This is a genomic window from Leptospira dzoumogneensis (assembly GCF_004770895.1).
In the GTDB taxonomy this organism is placed as follows: domain Bacteria; phylum Spirochaetota; class Leptospiria; order Leptospirales; family Leptospiraceae; genus Leptospira_B; species Leptospira_B dzoumogneensis.
Window position 1 is genome coordinate 82,771 of record NZ_RQHS01000024.1, and the last position, 20,809, is coordinate 103,579.

Annotated in this window: 17 protein-coding genes; 5 read left to right on the forward strand and 12 right to left on the reverse strand. The window is 41.4% G+C overall.

Going from position 1 to position 20,809, the window contains the following annotated elements:
• Window positions 1-76: 76 nt before the first annotated feature.
• Window positions 77-718 (reverse strand): hypothetical protein, encoded by a 642-nt coding sequence (locus EHR06_RS18365; protein ID WP_135758350.1) that lies wholly within the window; start codon window positions 716-718, stop codon window positions 77-79.
• On the reverse strand, window positions 690-1,334 hold the full coding sequence (locus EHR06_RS18370; RefSeq protein ID WP_135758351.1) for a J domain-containing protein: 645 nt from the start codon (window positions 1,332-1,334) through the stop codon (window positions 690-692). Before EHR06_RS18370 ends, EHR06_RS18365 begins: the two co-directional genes overlap by 29 nt.
• 113 nt (window positions 1,335-1,447) lie before the next feature.
• On the opposite strand from EHR06_RS18370, the gene miaB reads away from it, so the two are divergent.
• From miaB to EHR06_RS18385, 3 genes are all read left to right on the forward strand, one after another.
• Window positions 1,448-2,797, forward strand: coding sequence for a tRNA (N6-isopentenyl adenosine(37)-C2)-methylthiotransferase MiaB (gene miaB / locus EHR06_RS18375; RefSeq protein WP_100723151.1), 1,350 nt, complete (start codon window positions 1,448-1,450; stop codon window positions 2,795-2,797).
• The gene (locus EHR06_RS18380) at window positions 2,794-4,575 is read left to right on the forward strand and encodes an LptF/LptG family permease (protein WP_135758352.1); all 1,782 of its coding nucleotides are present in this window, start codon (window positions 2,794-2,796) and stop codon (window positions 4,573-4,575) included. The genes miaB and EHR06_RS18380 overlap by 4 nt, the downstream gene beginning before the upstream one ends.
• Before the next feature lie 74 nt (window positions 4,576-4,649).
• Window positions 4,650-5,486 (forward strand): hypothetical protein, encoded by an 837-nt coding sequence (locus EHR06_RS18385; RefSeq protein ID WP_100723149.1) that lies wholly within the window; start codon window positions 4,650-4,652, stop codon window positions 5,484-5,486.
• Window positions 5,487-5,683: 197 nt separating this feature from the next.
• On the opposite strand, the gene EHR06_RS18390 is transcribed toward EHR06_RS18385, so the two are convergent.
• Window positions 5,684-6,490: an FcpA-related putative periplasmic flagellar protein gene (locus EHR06_RS18390; protein WP_244288661.1), complete on the reverse strand. Its 807-nt coding sequence runs from the start codon at window positions 6,488-6,490 to the stop codon at window positions 5,684-5,686.
• A 93-nt stretch (window positions 6,491-6,583) separates the two neighbouring features.
• Between EHR06_RS18390 and EHR06_RS18395 the strand changes: the two genes are divergently transcribed.
• A complete protein-coding gene (locus EHR06_RS18395) occupies window positions 6,584-7,030 on the forward strand; it encodes a methylglyoxal synthase (protein WP_135758354.1) in 447 nt (148 codons plus the stop codon).
• Between the two features lie 75 nt (window positions 7,031-7,105).
• On the opposite strand, the gene zigA is transcribed toward EHR06_RS18395, so the two are convergent.
• The 8 genes from zigA to EHR06_RS18440 all read right to left on the reverse strand — a co-directional run bounded on the left by zigA (window position 7,106) and on the right by EHR06_RS18440 (window position 18,151).
• Window positions 7,106-8,302 carry a zinc metallochaperone GTPase ZigA gene (gene zigA, locus EHR06_RS18400; RefSeq protein ID WP_135758355.1) on the reverse strand — a complete coding sequence of 399 codons (1,197 nt, stop codon included), beginning with the start codon at window positions 8,300-8,302 and terminating at the stop codon, window positions 7,106-7,108.
• 80 nt (window positions 8,303-8,382) lie between these two features.
• Window positions 8,383-8,772, reverse strand: a complete 390-nt coding sequence (locus EHR06_RS18405) for a hypothetical protein (RefSeq protein WP_135758356.1) — start codon at window positions 8,770-8,772, stop codon at window positions 8,383-8,385.
• A gap of 8 nt (window positions 8,773-8,780) precedes the next feature.
• Window positions 8,781-11,189, reverse strand: a complete 2,409-nt coding sequence (locus EHR06_RS18410; RefSeq protein ID WP_135758357.1) for a TonB-dependent receptor — start codon at window positions 11,187-11,189, stop codon at window positions 8,781-8,783.
• 752 nt (window positions 11,190-11,941) lie between these two features.
• Window positions 11,942-12,454 (reverse strand): SRPBCC family protein, encoded by a 513-nt coding sequence (locus EHR06_RS18420; RefSeq protein ID WP_135758359.1) that lies wholly within the window; start codon window positions 12,452-12,454, stop codon window positions 11,942-11,944.
• Between the two features lie 35 nt (window positions 12,455-12,489).
• Window positions 12,490-14,517, reverse strand: a complete 2,028-nt coding sequence (locus tag EHR06_RS18425; RefSeq protein ID WP_135758360.1) for a tetratricopeptide repeat protein — start codon at window positions 14,515-14,517, stop codon at window positions 12,490-12,492.
• Window positions 14,514-16,553: a 6-bladed beta-propeller gene (locus EHR06_RS18430; protein WP_135758361.1), complete on the reverse strand. Its 2,040-nt coding sequence runs from the start codon at window positions 16,551-16,553 to the stop codon at window positions 14,514-14,516. The genes EHR06_RS18425 and EHR06_RS18430 overlap by 4 nt, the downstream gene beginning before the upstream one ends.
• A 359-nt stretch (window positions 16,554-16,912) precedes the next feature.
• The gene (locus EHR06_RS18435) at window positions 16,913-17,143 is read right to left on the reverse strand and encodes a hypothetical protein (protein ID WP_208757827.1); all 231 of its coding nucleotides are present in this window, start codon (window positions 17,141-17,143) and stop codon (window positions 16,913-16,915) included.
• An 81-nt stretch (window positions 17,144-17,224) separates the two neighbouring features.
• A complete protein-coding gene (locus tag EHR06_RS18440; RefSeq protein ID WP_135758363.1) occupies window positions 17,225-18,151 on the reverse strand; it encodes a histone deacetylase family protein in 927 nt (308 codons plus the stop codon).
• Window positions 18,152-18,243: 92 nt separating this feature from the next.
• Here EHR06_RS18440 and EHR06_RS18445 point away from each other — a divergent pair, with 92 nt between their 5' ends.
• A complete protein-coding gene (locus tag EHR06_RS18445) occupies window positions 18,244-19,380 on the forward strand; it encodes a putative glycoside hydrolase (protein ID WP_135758364.1) in 1,137 nt (378 codons plus the stop codon).
• 73 nt (window positions 19,381-19,453) lie between these two features.
• On the opposite strand, the gene EHR06_RS18450 is transcribed toward EHR06_RS18445, so the two are convergent.
• On the reverse strand, window positions 19,454-20,731 hold the full coding sequence (locus EHR06_RS18450) for a tetratricopeptide repeat protein (RefSeq protein ID WP_135758365.1): 1,278 nt from the start codon (window positions 20,729-20,731) through the stop codon (window positions 19,454-19,456).
• Window positions 20,732-20,809: the final 78 nt, after the last annotated feature.

A 20,809-nucleotide genomic window follows, 5' to 3' on the forward strand; every position in this document is an offset into this window, starting at 1 on the left:
CCCTATTATCATATTTCCCTAAAGTTTACAACAAAATTTCCTATGACTAATCCTTGTTGGAATTCCAACATCTCGATCAAATATACTGTTTCAGATACTCTTTCCCTTTTAGATGGCTCGGGTATAAAATAGGAAATTCTACTCCAGTTCGCTTTCTCTTTCTGCGATACGCTTTGCTGGAATCAGTATAGACTTCGTATTCTGATTCTACTCTGAACAGAAGTTTTTCCCAAAATAAGAAATGATTGTCTATGAATTCTTGTCTTACGTCTTTTGCTCTGGAAGTCAAAGGGCATTTTGATTGGAATTCCTGCATGAATACAAGTCCCACCAAAACTCCTCTCGTGTCCAAATAAGGTTCTAATGGAAAAGTCCTGCAACTGATGGAGCGGTTCTCTCTTTCACAATGAGCCACTCCCTTACATTCACAAAATGTAATTTTCCTATGATCGTATACTGCGAATTCTTTTTTTTCTTCCCTGGTCATCGGAACATATGCTTTCCATAAGTCCGTTCTTTTGGATAACATTTCGTATTCCGCTTTGTATAATGCAGGAAGTGCGTTATCCGCCTGGCAACATACAGGGATCCCGCCGTTGGAAGGTGCACATAAACTTCCACAGTTGTATTCTGTGACTTCTTCTTGAAGAAGTGTATAGTAATATTGTATTTCGTCCTCTGTTAAGGCTTTAGGGTCCGATGTCCGAGACTTCTTCATTTCGCTCTACTTCTCTTTTTTTCTCTCTTATTGAGATCACTCTTTCCAGATAGAATACTCGGAACAGTGTATATGCTGTTCCCATAAACGTGCAGGAAAATAAGAGTCCCCATCTACGATAGAAAAGGTCTGCGCTTGTGGAGAGCCAGCCGTTTTTCTGGAATACTACAAAAACGAGTGAAGAAAGTACCAATGCGGAAAAACAAGCCAGTATAAAATATACGGTTGCTCTGAAGATCCAGAGTTTATCTTCTCTCTCGTATTTTAACATTAGGAATTGTTTGTATAATCTTTCGTATTCCTTAGGTGTGGAAATTTTTTGGACTTCGAAATATTGTTCGAATTCTTCAGGCACTCCTTCCGGGTCTGGAAGCACCAATTCATAATCTAAGGAAGAATCATAACGTTTTCGTCTGACTGGATCCGATAGATGATAATATGCTTCTGCGCCTTCTCTCAATTCCGCGTCTTTCCAAGGCACCCAGGAATGTTCTTTTAGATTTTGTACATATTGATGAAAAGCTTCTTCCACAGCTCGGGTTGAGGCGTCTCTAGGAAGACCCAATAATACATAATAGTCCGTTTTACGGCTGAGTCCTGCTCCGGATCGATTCATCTTATTCGTCTTTAGAAGAATTCTGATTATGATCCGATCCCTGCAGGAAAGGAAACTTTTTTTTAAGGTTTCGAGCGGGTTGACAGGGCCTTTACTTCTCCAAAACTGGACCTATGAGCGTGCTTGAAGTAGAAAAAAAGGCCGGTAAGGTTTATATAGAGACCTATGGCTGTCAGATGAACGAATATGATTCGGGTATCGTGTCCAGTTTGATGCAAGGCGCTCAGTTTGAGACAGTTTCAGATCCGGAACTTTCCGACGTTATCTTCCTAAATACCTGCGCGATCCGTGAAAATGCTCACGCAAAAATTTACGCCAGGCTCCAAGGTTTGGGGTATTTGAAAAAAAGAAATCCTGATCTGGTGATCGGAGTTCTCGGATGTATGGCCCAGAATCTGGGGGATGATCTTTTTCATCAGGAACTTCCTTTGGACTTGGTTGTCGGTCCTGATAATTATAGAACTCTTCCTGAACTCATCCAAACGATTCGTTCCGATAAGCAGCCTGTTTCTTTAACACGTCTTTCTAAGATCGAAACTTATGATGAGATAGAGCCAAGAGTAGTAAACGGCATTCAGGCATTCGTCACGATCATGAGAGGCTGCAATAATTTCTGTACATTCTGCGTGGTTCCTTATACAAGAGGAAGGGAGAGAAGCAGAGATCCTCATTCTATCGTAAGAGAAACCCGGGATCTTGTTGCTCAAGGTGTAAAACAACTCACTTTGCTCGGGCAGAATGTAAACTCTTACAAGTCGGAAGGTGTCGACTTTGCCGGGCTTGTTCGACTTCTATTAGAAGAAACTGATATAGAAAGAATTCGTTTTACTTCCCCTCACCCTAAAGATTTCCCGATGCATCTTTTGGAACTTATGGCGGAGAATCCTAGATTCTGCCCTAATATTCATCTTCCATTACAATCCGGAAATACGGATGTGCTGGAGAATATGAAAAGAACTTATTCCAAAGAGGAATTTTTGGAAGTAGTGGATCAGATCAAAACGATTGTTCCGAATGTTGGACTTACAACGGATATTATAGTAGGTTTTCCTGGAGAAACAGAAGAGCAGTTCGAAGATACTTTAGACATGGTCCGTAAAGTTGGCTTCGACATGGCATTCATGTTTAAATACTCTGAAAGAGAAGGTACTATCGCTCAGAAAAGATATCCTGACGATGTGCCTGAGGAAGTAAAAGGAGAACGTCTCACTAAGTTAGTGGATCTTCAGACTTCTATTTCTGCGGAGCAGAACAAAGCAAGGATAGGTAAAACTTTCCCGATCTTGGTAGAAGGCGCTTCCAAAAAATCTTCTAAGGAAGCTTGCGGCCGCACTCCTTGTGGAAGAATGACTGTTTTCAAATTACCGGAGAATGTTAACGTAGATTCTCTGATCGGAAAAACTGTCTCCGTTAAGATCAATTTCGCCACCAGCGCCACTCTCAAAGGAGAGGTGATAGAGTGAAGAAGAGCTCCCGTGCTTCGGGAGGCGATTCCTCTCCTAAGAAAAAAAAGTCCGAGGCGGTGCATCGGACTGATACGACGGGTTTTGGAACGGAAGCCGCCGGAAAAGTAGCGGCAGGAAAGGACTTACGTTCGGTAAGAGTGCATAACGTTTCGGACCTTCCTCCAGGTTTTTTTGTTCATACGGATAGAGAGAGGTTCTGGAGATGGCTTCCCATCTTGGATCGATACATTCTTTCCGAAATTATTCCTTCTTTTTTGGTCGCACTTTTATTTTTCACAAGTATCTATATGGCCATTGCACTTAAAAGTATGATCGGCCTTTTTGTGGGGAAGGGTGTGGACCCTTTCCGACTTTTGGATTATTTCGGATATCTATTGGGGAATATTCTCCCTACAACTGCACCTCTCGCTTGTTTGATGAGCGGTGTCATGGCAGCGGGAAGACTTTCCGGTGATTCAGAGATCACTGCAATTCGTTCTGCTGGAATTGGATTTTCCCGGATTTACGTAGTGTTCGTAGGATTCGGCGTATTCTTAGCCGCTATCGTTGCCTTCTTGTGCTTCTACCTTTCTCCCATCAATACTCGAAAAATGACCGAGTTCAATAAATGGGTTTTGGCTTATAATCCTCTTCTCGCGTTAACTCCTGGACAGTTTGCGGGAGACCAAGTGCAGAATGCGGGCTCCGAAAAAGCGATCGCGATGTATACGGAAGGCGTAAATGCAAAAACCGGAGAACTTTCCGGAGTTCAGATCCGAGAATGGACGGTGTTCATTCCACAAAACCAAGATCCATTTCTGCTTTCTGTGGGGGCCGCGAGTCGTCCTATTCAATTAGGAGAATCTTATATTACACAAATCATCTCCGCAAAAAAGGGAACATTGGTGGAGAAGAAGGGGCCTGACGGTGAATTCGAAAAATCCATTCGATTGAAAGATGCTTGGATCTTAGAATGGGACAGAGCCAAACAGCAATTTTCGGTCGGCGATCTTCGAAAAGGGGAGATGGATTATAATATTCCGAAAACCGAAGAGAAAAAAAGCCTAGTTATCAATGTGGATCCCGGTTCTTTCACTCTTTGGACACTGATCGATATCCGGGATAATATAAAAGCGGGAAGATTGGAAAAGATTCCAGGACTTGAAATTTTGCAAGAGATGGGAATTCCTTCGGATGGATCTGAAAATTTAAAAGACAGAGTTTTACGTTTACAATTTGAATTGCCGAAGATTATGGAGGATCCTACAATTTCGGATGCTCAGAAATCTCAAAGTGTTACTATCGTTCTTCAGCTGACTACTTTATTAAAAGAGGCCAAAAAAAGAGTCTCTCAATTCGATGTAGAGATCCAGAGAAGATACGTGATCCCTGTTTCCTGTATTATTTTTTCCTTAGTTTCCTTACCTTTAGGTCTTGTAGTAAAACGTTCCGGAAAAGGGATGAGTTTTACAATGGCGGTCGTCTTGATCATAGTGTATTGGGCGCTTTTCACATTCGGATCGAATATTTCTGAAAATTCAAAATTTCCGGTTTGGATAGGACCTTGGAGTGGGAACATTGCGATTTCGATCATTGGTTCGGTTGTTATGTTAAAACGAACCGATATGCGTTTTCCGCCAGCTGTAGTAAATTTCTTTCAAATCCTTGCTAAGTTCTTTTCCCCAATTGCCCGTGTTTTTGCCCGGATACAAGGACCCCTTTCTTCCCTAAAAACAAAATTGACAGAGGGACTCAAAAAATTATCCTTATGGAGAAATCGAGAAAATCGATACTGATTTCCGTTTTTTAGAAGGACGGGATCTGCTTTCAGCGTCCTATGTATGACGTCGAGTAAGGGGGAGAGTCGGCCTTGAAAACCGCGAATATTTGGCACATAACTTCCGGAGCTGAATTCCCCGTACATATATGGAAACATCCGAGAATTAATATCGAACTTCGTAAGGTCCAATTAAAGGACTATAGATCGATAGAATTGGATGCTCAGGATATCAACGTATTCTATGTGAATACGAACCTGAAAGAATGGACAGACATTAAGGACGATTTTTTAAAACGTTTTGAACTTCATCCGTTCGTTGCGCTTACCATAATTTCCTCTCCTGAGGCGGAAGAGATCTATAATAAACTTTCCCCTAAGGGTAAAACTGAAGTTTTAGAATACCCTGTCCAGCCCAGATCTTTAAGGATCATTTTGGATAGAGTGATCCAGACTGAATTTTTCAAAATGGTGGCTAACGAGATCGGGAATAGCTGCCTGGCAAACGTAGGATTTTTTGAGGGAGTTTTCGAACTCGCTAACAAAGAATATAAAGATACTCACAAAGCGAATGCCGCTCTTCACGCGATCCTTGAGTTCGAAGCAAAGATTAAAAAGAACAACGAAGATATTAATAAAGCGATCGAAAGAGTGAACGAACTCAAGAACCAAGAGCTTCTTACACTTCACGAAAGACTGAAAGTTTCCGAGATCATAGACAATCTCAAAACTATGGAATTAAAACATGCGCTTGAGTTGAAAAAAGCAACTGAAAGGGCCTTGGAATATTCCAGTATAGAAGAGATCGAAATGAAAAATATCCTCGAAGCTCATACCAAACTATTCGAATACACTGAGCAAGAAATCAAAGATCTAGTTGAAGAAAATAAACGTCTTAGAAAAGAACTAGGACTTCCTGAGAATAATTAGAACTGAACGTTGGAATTCCAACGCGGGGTTAAAGGGCGCCCCCGCCCTGCATAGGGAGGGGGGAGTGGCCCGTGGGAGAGCTCATTCCTAATATCACATTTCCCTAAAACTTACAATAGAATTTTCTACCGCCAATCTTTGTTGGAATTCCAACATAAGCGGACCTTTTTCTCTTGGCCGCCATAGTTTTCCCTGAATCATTCTCTCGCAAACAATTCCAAAACTTTTTTGAATTCGTAGGAGTTCCTACCGTAGGCTTTTTCCGCGTATAAGATCCCGTGTTTCTTTCTTCTATCTTTATAATAATCCATACCTTCCGGATGGCCAGACTTCTTAGCCGATAAATAAAGCCTTTCATAACAGTGAGATAAAATGCGATGAGGCTCCGCTTCGTCGTTAAACTTAGGATCTAAGGAAATATACTTTTCCAGGAACTCCGCAGACTGGTTGAAGTTTTTCAGAGCATACTGGTGCTTAATAAATTCCCTATAAACTCCGGCCTGCAATTCGAGGAAAGATTCAGATTTTCTAATATTAGGATTTGCGATCTTATCCAGATTTTTCATTGCGAGAGAAAGATTTTTGACCGAATCCAATCTTGCCTTGGTTAATTCTCTGTTCCAAACTCTTTCTGCGTTTTCCAACCTGCTCTTTCTTTGCCAAGGGAATCTTTCCGAATCTAAAACCTTACCTTCTTCTTTTTCCCTTTTGGATTTAATACCATCCGAAACTTTTCTGAAACCGTCCAAGGCGGCGGAGAAGTATTCTTCCGTTTTTTCTAGAGCCTGTTTGGAATTTCCTTCTGAAAAATCTCCTAATAGATCTATATCTTTAAATTCATTCGGATCGTCGCTCCAAGGACCTTCTTTTGCGGATTCTGGGATCAAGATCTCCAGTTTTTTGGGGCGATCATGAGGATCTTCTTGGGAAAATAGATAGGAAGACGAGGCGAACAGTGCGAATAAGAACAAGGATCTTAAGCATGAAAGCTTAACGAGTTTCATTAGCACTAGGATCGGGAAAGCACTCCGAGAGATAAACCATAAAAATGGTTTCAATAGGAAAGCCTTCCGATGAATTTGATTTAGGAGCAGAATATGCAAGGCCCCGAAGTCCCGAAAACGAAACGTATCGTGCTTATCGCACATGATAATAAAAAAGAAGATCTAGTGGAATGGGTGCAACTGCATAAGGATATACTTTCCAAACATCATCTTTATGCAACAGGGACCACCGGAAAGATCGTCCATGAAAAAACGGATCTGCCAGTTCATAGATTTTTATCCGGACCGCTCGGCGGGGACCAACAGATCGGCGCAAAGATCGTAGACGGGGAGATAGATGTGGTAATCTTCTTCTGGGATCCATTGACCGCTCAGCCTCATGATCCGGATGTTAAGGCGCTTTTGAGAATTGCAGTACTTTATAATATTCCAATAGCGAATAATAGAAGGTCCGCTGATTATTTGATCTCTTCCGACCTTCTTGCCACTTCTTATAAAAAAACCACAATTGATTATAATACGGGACTTCCTATCTATTGATCGTAATGGCGTATCACTTTCAATTTTTGGAAAGGGATATTTATCCGAACTTCTACTGATATAAATCTCATGGTTTCACTCCCAGGATCCGAAAGGATCCCTAAAGTTTTTCCATTTAGAAGGTCCGGCTAAATATTCCTTTTCCGTAAGAAGGCAAGAATCGAGTAATTGAATCATTCTCTCTTTGTCCAAATTTTGGCCGATCAATACTAATTCTTGTCTTCTATCTCCGTAAGGTTCTTCCCAAATAGATTCGATCTCTTTTCTGAATTCAATGTCACCAGACCATTGTGATCTGTCGGTTGCCGACCACCATTGCCCTGCGATTTCTGTTCTACAAGATGCACCCGCCTGAGACCAGAGCCCGGCCCATTGCATACGAGTCGCCAACCAGAAAAATCCTTTAGAGCGGATTACTCCGTCCCATTCGGATTCTATCGCTTGGTAGAATCTTTCCGGATGAAAAGGCCTTCTTGCCTTGTATACGAAACTCGAAATCCCGTATTCTTCAGTTTCCGATTTATGGTTTCCCCTGAGTTCCTGTAGCCATCCCGGACTTTCTGCAGCCTTTTCAAAATCGAAAAGACCGGTATTTAGGATCTTAGGAACTGGGACTTTTCCTTCCGATATCGGGAATAATTTAGCTCTTGAATTCAATTTTCTTAATATTAGAAGAAGTTTTTTCAACTCTTCTTCAGATATTAAATCCGTCTTGTTTACTAGGATGATATCCGAAAATTCGATTTGGTCTACTAGAAGGTCTGAGATATTTCTATCATCGGATTCATTCAAGGCTAAATTTCGATCCGACAAGTCTTCCGAAGAGGAATAATCCTTCAGAAAATTATACGCATCAACTACCGTTACCATAGTATCCAGTTCTGCAAAGTCGGAGAGGCTATTCCCTTGTTCGTCGCTGAATGTGAACGTTTCTGCGATGGGGAGAGGTTCGGAAATCCCGGTAGATTCTATCAATAGATAATCGAATTTTTTTTCGGAAGCTAAACGTCTTATTTCCAGAAGAAGATCTTCACGAAGGGTGCAGCAGATACATCCGTTCGACATTTCGACTAACTTTTCTTCCGTTCTTACTAAATCAGCTCCGCCGTTTTTGATAATAGAGGCGTCTATATTAATCTCGCTCATGTCGTTAACTATCACGGCGACTTTAAGACCCTCTCGATTTTTGAGCACATGATTTAATACCGAGGTTTTACCGGCGCCCAAAAAGCCGGACAATACGGTGGTAGGGAGTTTTTTCTCCTGTTTCATATAATGATGATCCTGTTAGATCCCCGTCGATTGCCGGGGATCGGTTCTATTGGCTAAGATAAAAGGGGAATTTATCCCTATTATTTACCTTCTTCTGTAAACGCTGCCCTATATGCTTCCGGAGGGCAGGTTAGATAACTACAGGAATAAGAATCGGAAGACGCCTGGGCCCAAGTCCCTAATTCCACCAACTCATCACAGGAAATTTTATAAGAATTCGATTTACCCTTACCGGAAGGAATACCTGCGCAGGAAAAAAAAGGGATCTGTTTATAGCAGGAACAGTTTCCTTCGAAAGCCCTCGTATCCGAACAATAAACACAGTCGGATCTTTGATTTCCGTTTAATGCAGCGGAGATCAACGATTGATTTTGATAATCTTCCTTCTCCTTTTTCGTTTGTGGGTCGGAAGAACAGAAAGAAAATAATAATATTATAAATATATAAATCGATAAGTGTCTGAAATCCATAAAATTCCTCATTCCGAGATTAAAGTAAAAGGGATCGTCGTTTTGAAAGTGACATTTGTACCCGGATTTAACGCATATTCCTTATAGCGGCTTAGGTGATTCACATATTCTTTGTCGAAAATGTTCAGGACAGCCACGTCGAAAGTCGCGGATTCGGTTCCATTGGTTAAGCCGGGAATTTCCCCGCCAAAACCAATATCGTATAAGTTATAACCTTGGGTTGGAGTTTCTAATTTATCCACCTTATACTGGGATTGAACAAAAGTGCCGTTTACGGAGAAATACGGTTTGGAAATCCCCAAAAGTTTGTTTGTAGTGAATCTAAGGCCCAAACGAGCTCGATTCGGAGTCATCCGCGGAAGATATTTATTTTTAATATCGGAATATACCGAATTAGGATCTGTGCCTCCAGGATTCAGAGCAATTTCCGGAGGAATATTTTTTTGAATAGTTGCTCTGAGGATATCAATGCCGCCGGTGAGCACAAGCCAAGAAGTTGCCTGGGCTTGGAAGCTGAATTCTCCACCTTCTAATTTCGCAGCATCTTGCCTGTATCTGTAAACAGGAAGGCCGGAATCGGAATCGATAGCACCTGCGCTTACGGAATAAATATAATTATCTATCTTATTTCTAAAAACACTAAGCTCTGCTTGGAATTTATCGTTAGCAAAACGGACAGAAGCATCATAATTCAAAGAAGTTTCCGGTCTTAGACTATCTTTACCGATCTCGAATCTACCGCTTCCTTCATGAACACCATTGGCAAATAATTCGAAAGGAGTCGGAGCCCTAAAACCTCTACCTGCATTCAAGGCTAAAGAGAAATCTTTTGCAAATCTCCAAACAGTTCCGAGGCTGCCTGTACTCGCTGAATAATTTCTGGTTTGTTCCAAATTCCCCAGATCCGAGTTGGCCCTGATGTCCATACTTCTTTTATCAGTTCTAGCACCTGCGGAGAAGCTAAAGTCGCCCAGTTTCCATTCTTCGAATAAGAAAATTCCAATATTACTTAAACCATAACCTGGGATCAATGGTTCAGTTCCGATCGTATTACTTCTTTGCTGCATGCCTGAGATCCCGACAGTACCTTTGAGACCCTTCCATTCTTTATGATGGACTTTTGCATCCGCAGTTGTGGTATCTAAGGAAAGATTTAGGCCCTGTTTATAATCATACTTATTCACTTGATAGGCAGAAGCAGCCTTAGTAAAAGAATCGATGGAAGGATCCAATAAAGTATCCTTGATCGGCATGTATCTATTCTTATCTTCAATCTCTCTACGATTGTTCCTTTGGTAAGCGGCATCCAATTCCACGTTCACAAAAGGAAGAATGAAAAAAGCATGCATATGGGTTTTCTGATGAAGAACGGTTTGGTAAGCACTGGCACCGGGAGATTCATTCGGATTATCGTATAAGTCCTGTTCTTGGTATCTTTGAAAAGAATCCACATAGAAATTTCCCCAAGAACCATCCGTTCCCAAAGAAGCATTCACGTTTCTTTCATGAAAGCCAGTATTGGGAAGAGTTCCTTGTGGTGTAGTGATCCTTCCTGCCTTTCGGGTATCAGTTTGCACTCTGTAACCGAAATTCGTATCTTTATGATAACCAAAGAGAGAGATGGCCCCTGCGTCTTGTTTATTATTCGAAAAACTATTCGTGGAAATTGTCCCACCTAAAAGAGGGGCCCCGTCTTTCGCAGTTGGAGCCTTGGAGCGGATCACGTTAATCACACCACCTAAAGCATCGGAACCATAAAGAACGGATCCAGGTCCTCTAACAATTTCCATCTTATCTATATTAAACGCATCTAAGTCGACAGTATGATCGTCTCCGAACTGCTGTTCTTCTTGTCTTACACCGTCGGTCATTACCAAAACTCTTTGGCCAGTCAAACCTCGAATTACCGGTTTCGAAGTTCCTGCACCTGTAGTTAAGGTCGCTGTTCCTGGAGTATTTTCCAGAGCAGACATAACGTTCTGCCCTCTTAATCTTTGCAATTGTCTTCCTTCTAAGACCGTAGTGGGCTGCGGCGTAGATAAAAAATCGGATGCTAAGGTCTTGGCGGTGACATTGATTGCCACACCTTCTAATAGAGAAGGCTTTAAAACGATATCCAAAACCTTGTCTAAGTCCTTCACTTCGAATCTCTCCGTTTTTAATTCATAATTCGGAGCAGACGCAACTAACGTGTAATTCCCTGGAGAAACATGCTGAAATTCGAAACTACCGTCTTTGCCGGATCTTGATACGAACTTGTTCTCCGTAAGGAATAGTTTGGCGCCTGCAATTGGACGTCCTTCTGAATCTTTAATAATCCCTCTGACGTTCACATCCAGGGAAAAAACTTCCGAAAAAGGCAAAAATAAGCCTATAAAAACAGGTAATAAATTAAATTTATATAAAATACTTTTCATTCTTCCTAAACTCCGGACCTATTGAGGTCGGGTTCTTATATACAAAACGGAATTCAAAACAGATCGCGGCTGCGATAGCTGCTAAAAATAGTAAATGCAGATAGATTAGGAAAAATAAGGAGGGGCTCGTCCTCTCAAGATCCCAGATTGGGAAATTTGAATAGGAATTAATTCATAAATTATAAATTCATTATATTTCAGAACGGGTTGTTCCGATCTCGGACCTTGAACGAATTCCGCTCCGGAATTGATTTGGGAATGAATACAAACAAAACAGGCTTCCGAGGAAATTTTCGAAGAATGTTTGGAAAATATCCCTTTTTCGGATATATCCAAATGTGCGTGGGTGCTCGTAAGTAAAAGTCCGCCACAAAACGCGAACAACGCAAAGAGGGACCTAAGCCCATTTTTCCGCCTTTCTACCAAAGTTCCCATTTTTTCAATAATGATAAATCGTTATTAATAAGCAATCAATTTTTTGGCCGCCTCCTTGCAAAAGCAAGGTCGGGCTGCTACGGGCTCGGACATTCGTCCTCGTCCCTGTGGGACTGACGCCCTTCGCATCCCTGGCGGGTTCTGAGTGAGGGATTTGGTTGTGGTACGGGGCTTTTATTGAGGTAGGAGGAAGTCCCCACCCTCATTCGGTGGTACCCAAGCACCGATTCAAAATCTGCCTTATCACAGATGCGAACTTAATACAAGAATATAACTCGAGAATTTTGTAGGAGCTCCTACAGATTTTTCTAATATAACTACTTGAAGAAAATTAAATTTTCAGATATTGCGGATTTAATTTTCCCGCAGAACTCTGTCCTGTAATTACAACCGATCTGACTTGCGGTAATTTTATGCCTAGCGTGGAATTCACTTTTCATGATCTTCTCGAGTATGAATTCAAACAAAAAGTGATTTGTATACCAAGGAGGGATGCACGTGATCCGATCCTCTAAGATCGAAGAATTTTTACCTGTTTGGATAAAGAAATGTTCATGTTTGAATTTCGAAAAAGGTCCTGATTCTTGGATATCGACGAAACGTTTTCCTGGATCTAATTCAGTATGCAAGGCTACCCAGCAAAAAGAGATCCCGGGAAAAATTTTCACCCTGACAACTGCCTTTGAGCCTGGTTCCAAAGAAGGAGGAGGGGAGATTATTTCTGCTTTTTTTGAATTGCCTACTAAAGACAAAAATCCCTCAGGGCCTGCATGAAAATCGAATAATTTCGAGGCATTACAATCGAATTCAGAACGACAAATAAATATCACAAGAATTCCTAATATATTAAAAAATCAGAATATATTTAATTGGAAGGAGCGGAAGGATTTTCAGTCTTTTTCCAGTAAGCTTTATTTCCCACTGCGATATTTCTTAAGACAGCATCCTGATTTTTAGGGACCACTTTTGCGGTATAAAGATCCGCTTCGGTTACGGTCCCTTCTCCAAGAAGAGTAGCTGAATTGAAGAAATACACAGTTGTTCCTTTTTTGAGTCCGTCTATGATCCCTGCATTTACGATCAGTGAATCTTCTTTTACTCTATGAACTTTTCCACTGGCAGGGAGGAGGGCCAGGATCTTGTCTCTTGCCCTTAAGGTGGCTTCGGCCAAAGCATCTCTGCCCTTTGCATAGATCCTAAATTTGCCTAAAATTTTCTCTTCTTTATGATCTCTAAGACTCCATTCTAAGCGTAAGTTATCGTCTTGGAAGGAAATTTTGCCGCTCACAACGAAACGAATATTTTCACCTCTGGAATTCTTAATAGAGGAATAGTTTCGTTCGGATTTGTGAATGGCTCCCGAATAAGGCTCCGATTCTAAACTTTCGGATTTTCTAATATTGTCTAGATCGATATTGCGGATCCTTGGATCGGAGTTTAAAAAATGGCGAAGGACTTTTCCTGCTAAAGCGGGAAGATCCGTATGTTTCGCTAAAAAATCTTCTCCATCCGGATCGAATACAAGAACTTCAGGAGGAGTTCTGCCGTAATCCTCCTGGATCCCAAATTCTCCGATCTTGACCAGGCCTTCTCTATAGCTTAAGGAAGTTTTAAAACCTTCCAGGTTATTCTCTACTGAATATCCGTATTTTTTATTATCCGGGAATTTATCTCTTAAAAGCAGAAGTAAGTTGAAGTAGCTCGGGAAAAGCCCTCTTCTTTTATATTCTTCTAATGTTAATACTAGGATTTCAGGACGGTTAGGAAGAAGTTCCTTTGCTCTGATCAAATGATACCAAGCTAGATCATATAAAAACGCGTTTTTATTCGCTCTATATCTTTGGAGCCTATATTCTCCTAAGGTTCTTCTGAGTGAGTTTCCTTCCGGTAAATTCTCTAACGCATAAAGTTCCGAGCGATTTCTTGCGATGGGATCCAGATCATCCAAGGAAATCAATTTTTCTAGATCGGTTCTGGCCTCCTTGGAGGCAGGATCTTTTTTCAATCTTGCATAAGAACGTAAGTATAAATACTCCGTGGAATTTGGGAATAGACCTAGTAAACGATTTAGATATTCTTCCGCTTCTTGGTATCTTCCGAAATAGATCCTGGTTTTTGCTAAAAGTTTAAGTGCTTCTTCTTCGTTTGGATGTAATGAAACGGATCTTTCGAATTTTTCAGCGGCTTCTGCAATTTTAGAATCTCGTTTGTTCCCTTGGGATTTTTCCGCCCAGATCAATAAGAATTTTCCGGATTCTAAAAAGATCCCGGGATCATCGGAAGTTTCTGCTTCTAATTGGTTTCTAAGAGACGCAGCTTTTGTAAAGTTTCCGTCGAATGCTTCTACTTTTGCTTCTAAGGTTTTTACTTCTTTATTTTTAGGAATTCTGGAGAAAGCAGAATGAAATTCGAAACTTGCTTTTTGGGTCTTTCCGGAGGCAAGCTGCACTTCTATATAGATTGGAAATAGATCGGAATCGTATCTATCTTCTTCCAAGAACGGTTTTAAGATCAAAAATGCTTCTTCATAACGTCCTAATTTTGCGAGTGTAATCGCTTTTTCACGGACCGCTCTTTTGTTTTTAGGCTCTAATTCGAGGACCTTATCTAAAGATTGTAATGCTTCTTTTTCTTTATGAAGTTTTAATGCTGCATCTGCAAGCCCCAATCTGGAACGAACAGAAAGTGGATTTAAGTTTACCGCTTCTCTGAAAGAATCGTAGGCAGCAGGATAATTTCTGGAAGCTAATGCGCCTTCTCCTTCTTTGATCCAATCTATTGTTTGTTTGGAAGAAAGAGAGAAAGAGAATGACAAAACAAAAAGAACCGCAAAATTCCTGAGTAGAAATTTTAAGCTCAGATGTTTAATTAAAATTTTGGATCCGAATATCATGGTGTAAAAAATCCGGTCTCCGCTTTTCCATTAGAATTTCTGAATATGGCCTCTACGACCACAGGGACATAGACATCCATTCCGTCCGGGTTGATCCTGCTTTTGAAGGAAAGAAGATACCTTCTATCTTTTTTGGAATCTATCCAACTTCTTAGATTTTTTTCCGTTCCACCGGAAGGAATTGTTAAGAACTTTCCGCCTGTTTTTTCCGCGATCTCTTTATACACGGAAACCGATTCCCCATTTTCTCCTAAACATAGGAAGTAGATCGGAATATCATGAGCCACTGCGAAACGAATGATCTTTGTAGGAGAAAATTGTGTGAATGCCGCTTTGGAATCTTTTCCGGAAACGATCGCGACGATCGCTCTTGGGCCTAAACTATCCAATAGATCCGTGATCCCTCTTTGGAGTGATTTCCCGATTTGGGATTCTTCTTCCGGAACAAAGGAGCGTAACGCTTTCAGAATATCATACATACTTTTTCCGAAAGGGTAGGCGGTTTGAGTGTCTCTTCCTGAGCGGAGAAGTTGGATTTTATCGTCCACTCTGATCTCCGACAAAAACGGACGGATCGCCTTCTCGATTGTAGCATAAGATTCAGATACGATCTGAGAATTTTCCGCGACGATAGAAACGCTCACTCTATTATTATACTTTTTCATATCGGTCAAACCGATCAAAGGAGAAAGATTGTCCATCTCATAGATACGGAAAGAGTCCCGAGGAATCGCCTTCACCGGGACTCCATGTCTATCTTTCGCATGAAGAACTAAAGAAATATCAGGATAATCCGAACTGATAGTTCTTTCTACGATTAGATCTAAGTTGGAAGAAAGTTGTCCCTTGGGAGAAAAAGATTCGATCCTATGCCTATTAAAATCGGCAACAAACATGGAGCCTGTGTAATCAAAGGTAACCGAGAAAGCTTGGTCGAAATTTCGGACCGTATTCTTGGAATCCTTAAAGTTATCAAAACCTGACCAAGTTTTGGAAACGGAATCGTAAATAAAAAGTCCTGCGGTCTCGTCTGCGACTACTACCTTATTGTCTTTGATGGAAAGATTTCTGGGTCTTTTGAAAGAAGGATTATTGATCTCTTTCAAAAAATTTCCTTCATGATCGAATACGACTAGTCTTTTGTTTCCTCGGTCTGCTACGAAAATTTCCCCGCGATTATTGACCTTGATACCTGCCGGTTGTTTTAAGACACCAACACCTATTTCTTGAAGAGGTTCTCCAGTTCTGGAAAGTTTTTGGATCCGATTATTCCCCATATCGGAAACATACAAAAATCCTTCTTTCGTAAAATAAAGTCCCGCCGGTCCGTGAAAACTTCCGGGATCTTTTCCCGTAGAACCGAAACGATTTATATAAGTGCCTCTGGTATCGAATTCATAAATTCTATCTCCAGCGTAATCCGCTACGAAAATAGATTTGCCTCGGATGCTTATCCCGACCGGTCCTTCTAAATTTCTACCGAAGGAACCTTTGAAATTTTCGACGGGAAAACCGTTGGCATCAAATTTTACCACGTTAGCCGTATCAAAACTTACTACGTAAAGATATCCTTCTTCATCTACCGCTAAGTCTGCAGGATTTCTGAAACGAAATCTTCTCAGATCATCTCCGAAAATCGATTTATAATATTCTAAATTATCTTTTCTATTTCCGCCGCCTAGTCTATATCTAAGCGCGTCCAAACGATTTTTACTTATTAAATCGAGTTTATTAGAAGATTCTAATTGTTCCAATTCGGAAAGACTTTCCTGCCAGTCTCCGCTCAGATAATATGCTTCCGAAAGAAAGAACTTAGGATGAACGAAATCAGGTTTGATGGAAAGAGAGCGGACGAAATTCTCTCTGGCCGCGGCGAATTCTCCCTTGTTATAATAGGCGAGACCTCGTTTGAAAAATGTCCTGGCTTCTTTTTCTTTCAGTCCGAAATTGGGCAGGGGCTCGGACCATCCGGATTGGGTGAGAATTCCTAAGAGTAGGACTAAAACAAAAAGTTTTGTTTGCGTACGTCTCCCCATTTTAATCCTCTCAGTCGATAGAACAGCTTAAGAGACATAATTTCAACCTATTTTTCAGGCCTTCTGCATGTGTTTTAGCACTCTTGCAAACAATTAAAAGCAATGATTTTGTAGGAACTCCTACATATGAGGCTTTGGGGCGGCCCCCGCTTCGCGGGTCGCGCTGCTTCGATTTCGCGTTCCGCTCATCCGTGACGCTTTCGCGTCCCGGACTAAAGATCTACGCATCGCTGCCGCGAGAGAAATCTCTGTGATCACTGTGCTCTCCGTGCGAAATCAAATAATAAGAAGTTTCGCACAGAGTTCACGGAGCACACGGAGATAGAAAACCTTTCTCTGCGCCATAGCCGCCCCGAAAATTATCCGAGTCTTCTTTTAACTGAGAATCTTTCTTTTAGATTGGAAGAAGGGGAGTTGCCGGTGGGAGTGAGCCAGGCGTTTTTCCAGTTGGAATGCCATTCGGACCATTCGTTTCGGACGGATTGGTTTTGTTGGAGTTCCTCTTCGACCTCTCTCATCAGTCGGTCCAATAGGATCACGTAGTTTCTGAATCGCAGGGCCAGGTCGGTGTTTGAGGAAAGTTCCTGCATGGTTTTCATATCGGCCGGAGAGACTGCGAAGAGGCATTTTTTCTGGGAATTTTGGTCGGAAATAAAAAAGAAATCGGGTCGTTAGCCGGCGAGAACTGCTATATGGGCTTCTACACTTTCGGCTAAGGCGTCCAGGTCGTAACCTCCTTCTAAGAAGGATACTGTTTTAGCGCCGATCTGTTTTGTTGCGGATAATATGAGTCGTGTGAATTCTGCAAATGCGTGTGTGCTTAAGTTCATTCCTGCTAATGGATCTCTTCTATGTCCATCAAAGCCTGCGGAGATCAATACATATTCCGGTTGGAATTCCAACATGGAAGGCACTACTGTTTCTTGGAAATAATGTAAGTATTCTTTATCTCCCGAGCCCATTGGTAATGGGATGTTTAATGTAAAGTTTTCTCCTTTTCCTTCTCCTCTTTCATGGACCGAACCTGTCCCGGGATAATATGGATATTGATGGAGTGATGTGAAAAATACTTTGTCCGAGTCGTAGAATATTTCTTGGGTTCCGTTGCCGTGATGCACATCCCAATCCAGTATATAAACTTTTTCTACTCCTTGTGTGAGCAGATATCCCGCAGTGATCGCTATATTGTTCAGTAAACAGAAACCCATGGATCTTCCTGTTTCTGCATGATGACCCGGTGGTCTTACAAGTGCGATGCCGGATTCTATTTCACTGGATCTGATCCTGTTTACAAGATCTACTCCGCTTCCTGCTGCTAAGAGTGCCGCATCAAAACTGGATTCTGAATAGGGTGTGTCTCCGTCGAAACTTCCTCTTTTGCCTTGGATGACTGAAAATCTTTCTCTATGTCTATGATTATGAACGGACTCGATCAGTTCTAAAGGCAGCTTATTCGGTTTGACCCAATGTAAGTCCTTAAAATAGGAAGTTTTATGTAGTCGATTGAGTATGGATTCCAATCTTTGAGGGGATTCAGGGTGGAATGTCCCGGTATCATGCAATAAGAATGTATCGTCATAGGCGTAGCCGAGTTTCATTTTCTTCTCCCGTTTTTTGTTGGAAGTCCCACAAAGAGGACAAGTACAGAGGTCTCCGGTTCGATATTATAATATAGACCCGGAGTAAATTTGTGCGCAAACCGTTTTCACTTTTTCCTATCTTAGTCCTTACCGCTTTTCCGGTCTGTGCAGAATTTACTATTCCTTATCCCGAGAATTCTAATAGGAAGGAAATTCCTGTTTTAGGATCTTCTCCGGAGGTTAAAACCAAACCCCAATCCGTTTTCAAAGAAAAGGAGAAGAAAGGTGAGATACGACTTTCTTCCAGAAACACTCCGATGGAAAGCGAAAAGGAAGTTCCGAAAGAGAAACTTAAAAAGTTTTTTACAAGACCTGCGAACAAGGGGACTTATGGGGATCGTCCTAAATTCTATCGCGGCCTTTATGTGAATAATTCTTTGGTCTCTGATAAGTCCCGTAAGAATGAATGGGAGTCCTTATTGAAGGACGCTTCCGATTATGGGGTGAATGTTTTAGTGATCGATCTACAGCCTAAAACTCCTTCTCCGGAAGAGATCTCTCGTATTAAAGAGATGGGTTTTTATCCTGTGGGAAGGCTTGTAAATTTCGACGGAGGTCTTAAGACTAAGTATCCTAGTCCTGAAAGATTAAATTCTATTTTCGGTTATATTAGAAAGGCATGTCTGTCCGGATTTCCAGAAGTTCAGTTGGATTATATTCGTTATGCGGATGTTACCGATATAGATCTTTCTTTGAAGGAAAAATATAATAATATTAACGAGATTGTGAATCGGATCCGCGGAGAAGCGAATCAGTGCGAAAAACTTCCATACTTAAGCGCGGATATTTTCGGTAGAATTCCTTTTAATAAAGACGATCAGATCGGGCAGAAGGTAGAGAACTTTGCCCAGCTTGTTGATGTGATCTATCCTATGTTATATCCTTCTCATTTTTACGGTCAACCTGGTCGTATCGCAAATCCTTACCAAACCGTTTATGACGGTTTGAAGAATACCAGAAAAAGATCCTTATCAACTACCAAAGTAGTAGGCTGGATCCAAGGTTTCGGAATGAGTCTTGGTCCTTCCGGAAAATCTTTGAAAGATTATATCAAGGCTCAGATAGAAGCGAGCGTGGACAGCGATAGTGACGGCTTCGTTGTTTGGAATATTGTGGGAAAATACGGAGATACTTTTAGAGCGATCGAAGAAAGTATCGAGAGTGGGAAGTTGAAGATAGAAGATTGATGCGGTAGTTGTTGTCGCGCGGTGTTGGAACTCCTACAGCGAGAACACAGTGCCAAGTTCCGCGACTTCTGCCCTAAAGCCCTAGATCTTTCTCCAAAATCAAAAGATCCTTATCTCCAGGAACATTCTTAGGTCTATGCAATTTATACGCCTGAATAGATTCTATCGCTTTCGTTCTCAAGAAGTTTGCTTCTTCGCTGATCGTAACGGATTTTGCTCCACCTGAAAGTTCCATATATCTTTTACCAAATAGAAGTGAAGTCAATCTATGAAGTCTATAATCAGTGATATTATCCAGACCTGCTTCTTTCAAAAGTTTTTGAGCGATCTCCCAGGATTTCTCTTGGCGATTTCTGAGCTTAGGCTCTTCTTCCGGAGAGATACTTCCCTTAGGTCTTTTGCTGGATGAATAAGAAACGTATAATTTATAGTAGGTCTCTGCGCTTCTGATCAAAAGTTCATAATCTGTTTTAGAAAGTCTGAATCCTTCTCTGGCAACTTCTTGCGCTCTTTCCAATTCTTCCGGAACAAAACTGTTTTTGGAAAAACTTGGGGCTTGATCGGATTTACAATTTAAAAAGGAAACATATTCTCTGGAGAATCGGATCAAATCTTGGTCCGAATCGAATCTGGATCTTTTTTTCCAAGCGGAAGAGAATTCTGCACCTGCACTCATAGGTAAAATTCCTGAACATACAGGTTCTTTGGAATCCACTCCGGCCTCGCTCAAATACAACATTCCTAATCTGTAATGTGGAACCGGGGACATCGGATCTAAACGGATCGCTTTGCGAAAAGATTGGATCGCTTCCGGGATCTCATCTCTTGTGAAATGATAATCTCCGGTTTTACGTTCTACTAAAGCAGGTCCGCTTAATTCGGAAGAGACCGGATAGGCGACGGATAGAACCTTCTCCTTTGCCATTCCTAAATATCCGACACCTCTTAATTGTTTTCCTGTGAATGCAGTTTGGAAGATGGATTTAACTTCGATTTGTCCTACGATACTTCCGTCTTTGAATGTTTCATGATCAAAATCTTTTTCGATCAAGTATAGGATTTGGCCCGGGCGGATCCCAGGATCGTAATGCACTTTTATCGTGACTATATCCGGTCTTGTATCGTATCCTAATTCGAAACTTTTGTATTTACCTTCGTATTCGATTGGTTTGACCTTATCGAACATAATGGTCTCCCCGACTAAGACCATTTTTTCCTTTCTGGGCATTCCATCTTTGCCTGTGTTTTTAGGCATTCCCACATCTCGGAACGCATACACGAATTCTTTGGAGAAGATTGAGGAGGAAAAAGCGCAGAGTAATAGTATGATTACAGGTCGGGTTAGGGCCATACTTTTATTTTCGGCCGGATTGGAGTATGGCAATAGAAATTTTAAAGTTTTGGGCGACCCCTCGCATTCGCTCAGGCC

Bases quoted from the DNA above. Each gene is read 5' to 3' on its own strand.
- EHR06_RS18390 (WP_244288661.1), bottom strand. From the start codon at position 6,490: ATGAAACTCGTTAAGCTTTCATGCTTAAGATCCTTGTTCTTATTCGCA.
- EHR06_RS18440 (WP_135758363.1), bottom strand. From the start codon at position 18,151: ATGAAACTCGGCTACGCCTATGACGATACATTCTTATTGCATGATACC.
- EHR06_RS18395 (WP_135758354.1), top strand. From the start codon at position 6,584: ATGCAAGGCCCCGAAGTCCCGAAAACGAAACGTATCGTGCTTATCGCA.
- EHR06_RS18435 (WP_208757827.1), bottom strand. From the start codon at position 17,143: ATGCAGGAACTTTCCTCAAACACCGACCTGGCCCTGCGATTCAGAAAC.
- EHR06_RS18365 (WP_135758350.1), bottom strand. From the start codon at position 718: ATGAAGAAGTCTCGGACATCGGACCCTAAAGCCTTAACAGAGGACGAA.
- EHR06_RS18450 (WP_135758365.1), bottom strand. From the start codon at position 20,731: ATGGCCCTAACCCGACCTGTAATCATACTATTACTCTGCGCTTTTTCC.
- EHR06_RS18370 (WP_135758351.1), bottom strand. From the start codon at position 1,334: ATGAATCGATCCGGAGCAGGACTCAGCCGTAAAACGGACTATTATGTA.
- EHR06_RS18425 (WP_135758360.1), bottom strand. From the start codon at position 14,517: ATGATATTCGGATCCAAAATTTTAATTAAACATCTGAGCTTAAAATTT.
- EHR06_RS18430 (WP_135758361.1), bottom strand. From the start codon at position 16,553: ATGGGGAGACGTACGCAAACAAAACTTTTTGTTTTAGTCCTACTCTTA.
- EHR06_RS18405 (WP_135758356.1), bottom strand. From the start codon at position 8,772: ATGGATTTCAGACACTTATCGATTTATATATTTATAATATTATTATTT.
- zigA (WP_135758355.1), bottom strand. From the start codon at position 8,302: ATGAAACAGGAGAAAAAACTCCCTACCACCGTATTGTCCGGCTTTTTG.
- EHR06_RS18410 (WP_135758357.1), bottom strand. From the start codon at position 11,189: ATGAAAAGTATTTTATATAAATTTAATTTATTACCTGTTTTTATAGGC.
- miaB (WP_100723151.1), top strand. From the start codon at position 1,448: ATGAGCGTGCTTGAAGTAGAAAAAAAGGCCGGTAAGGTTTATATAGAG.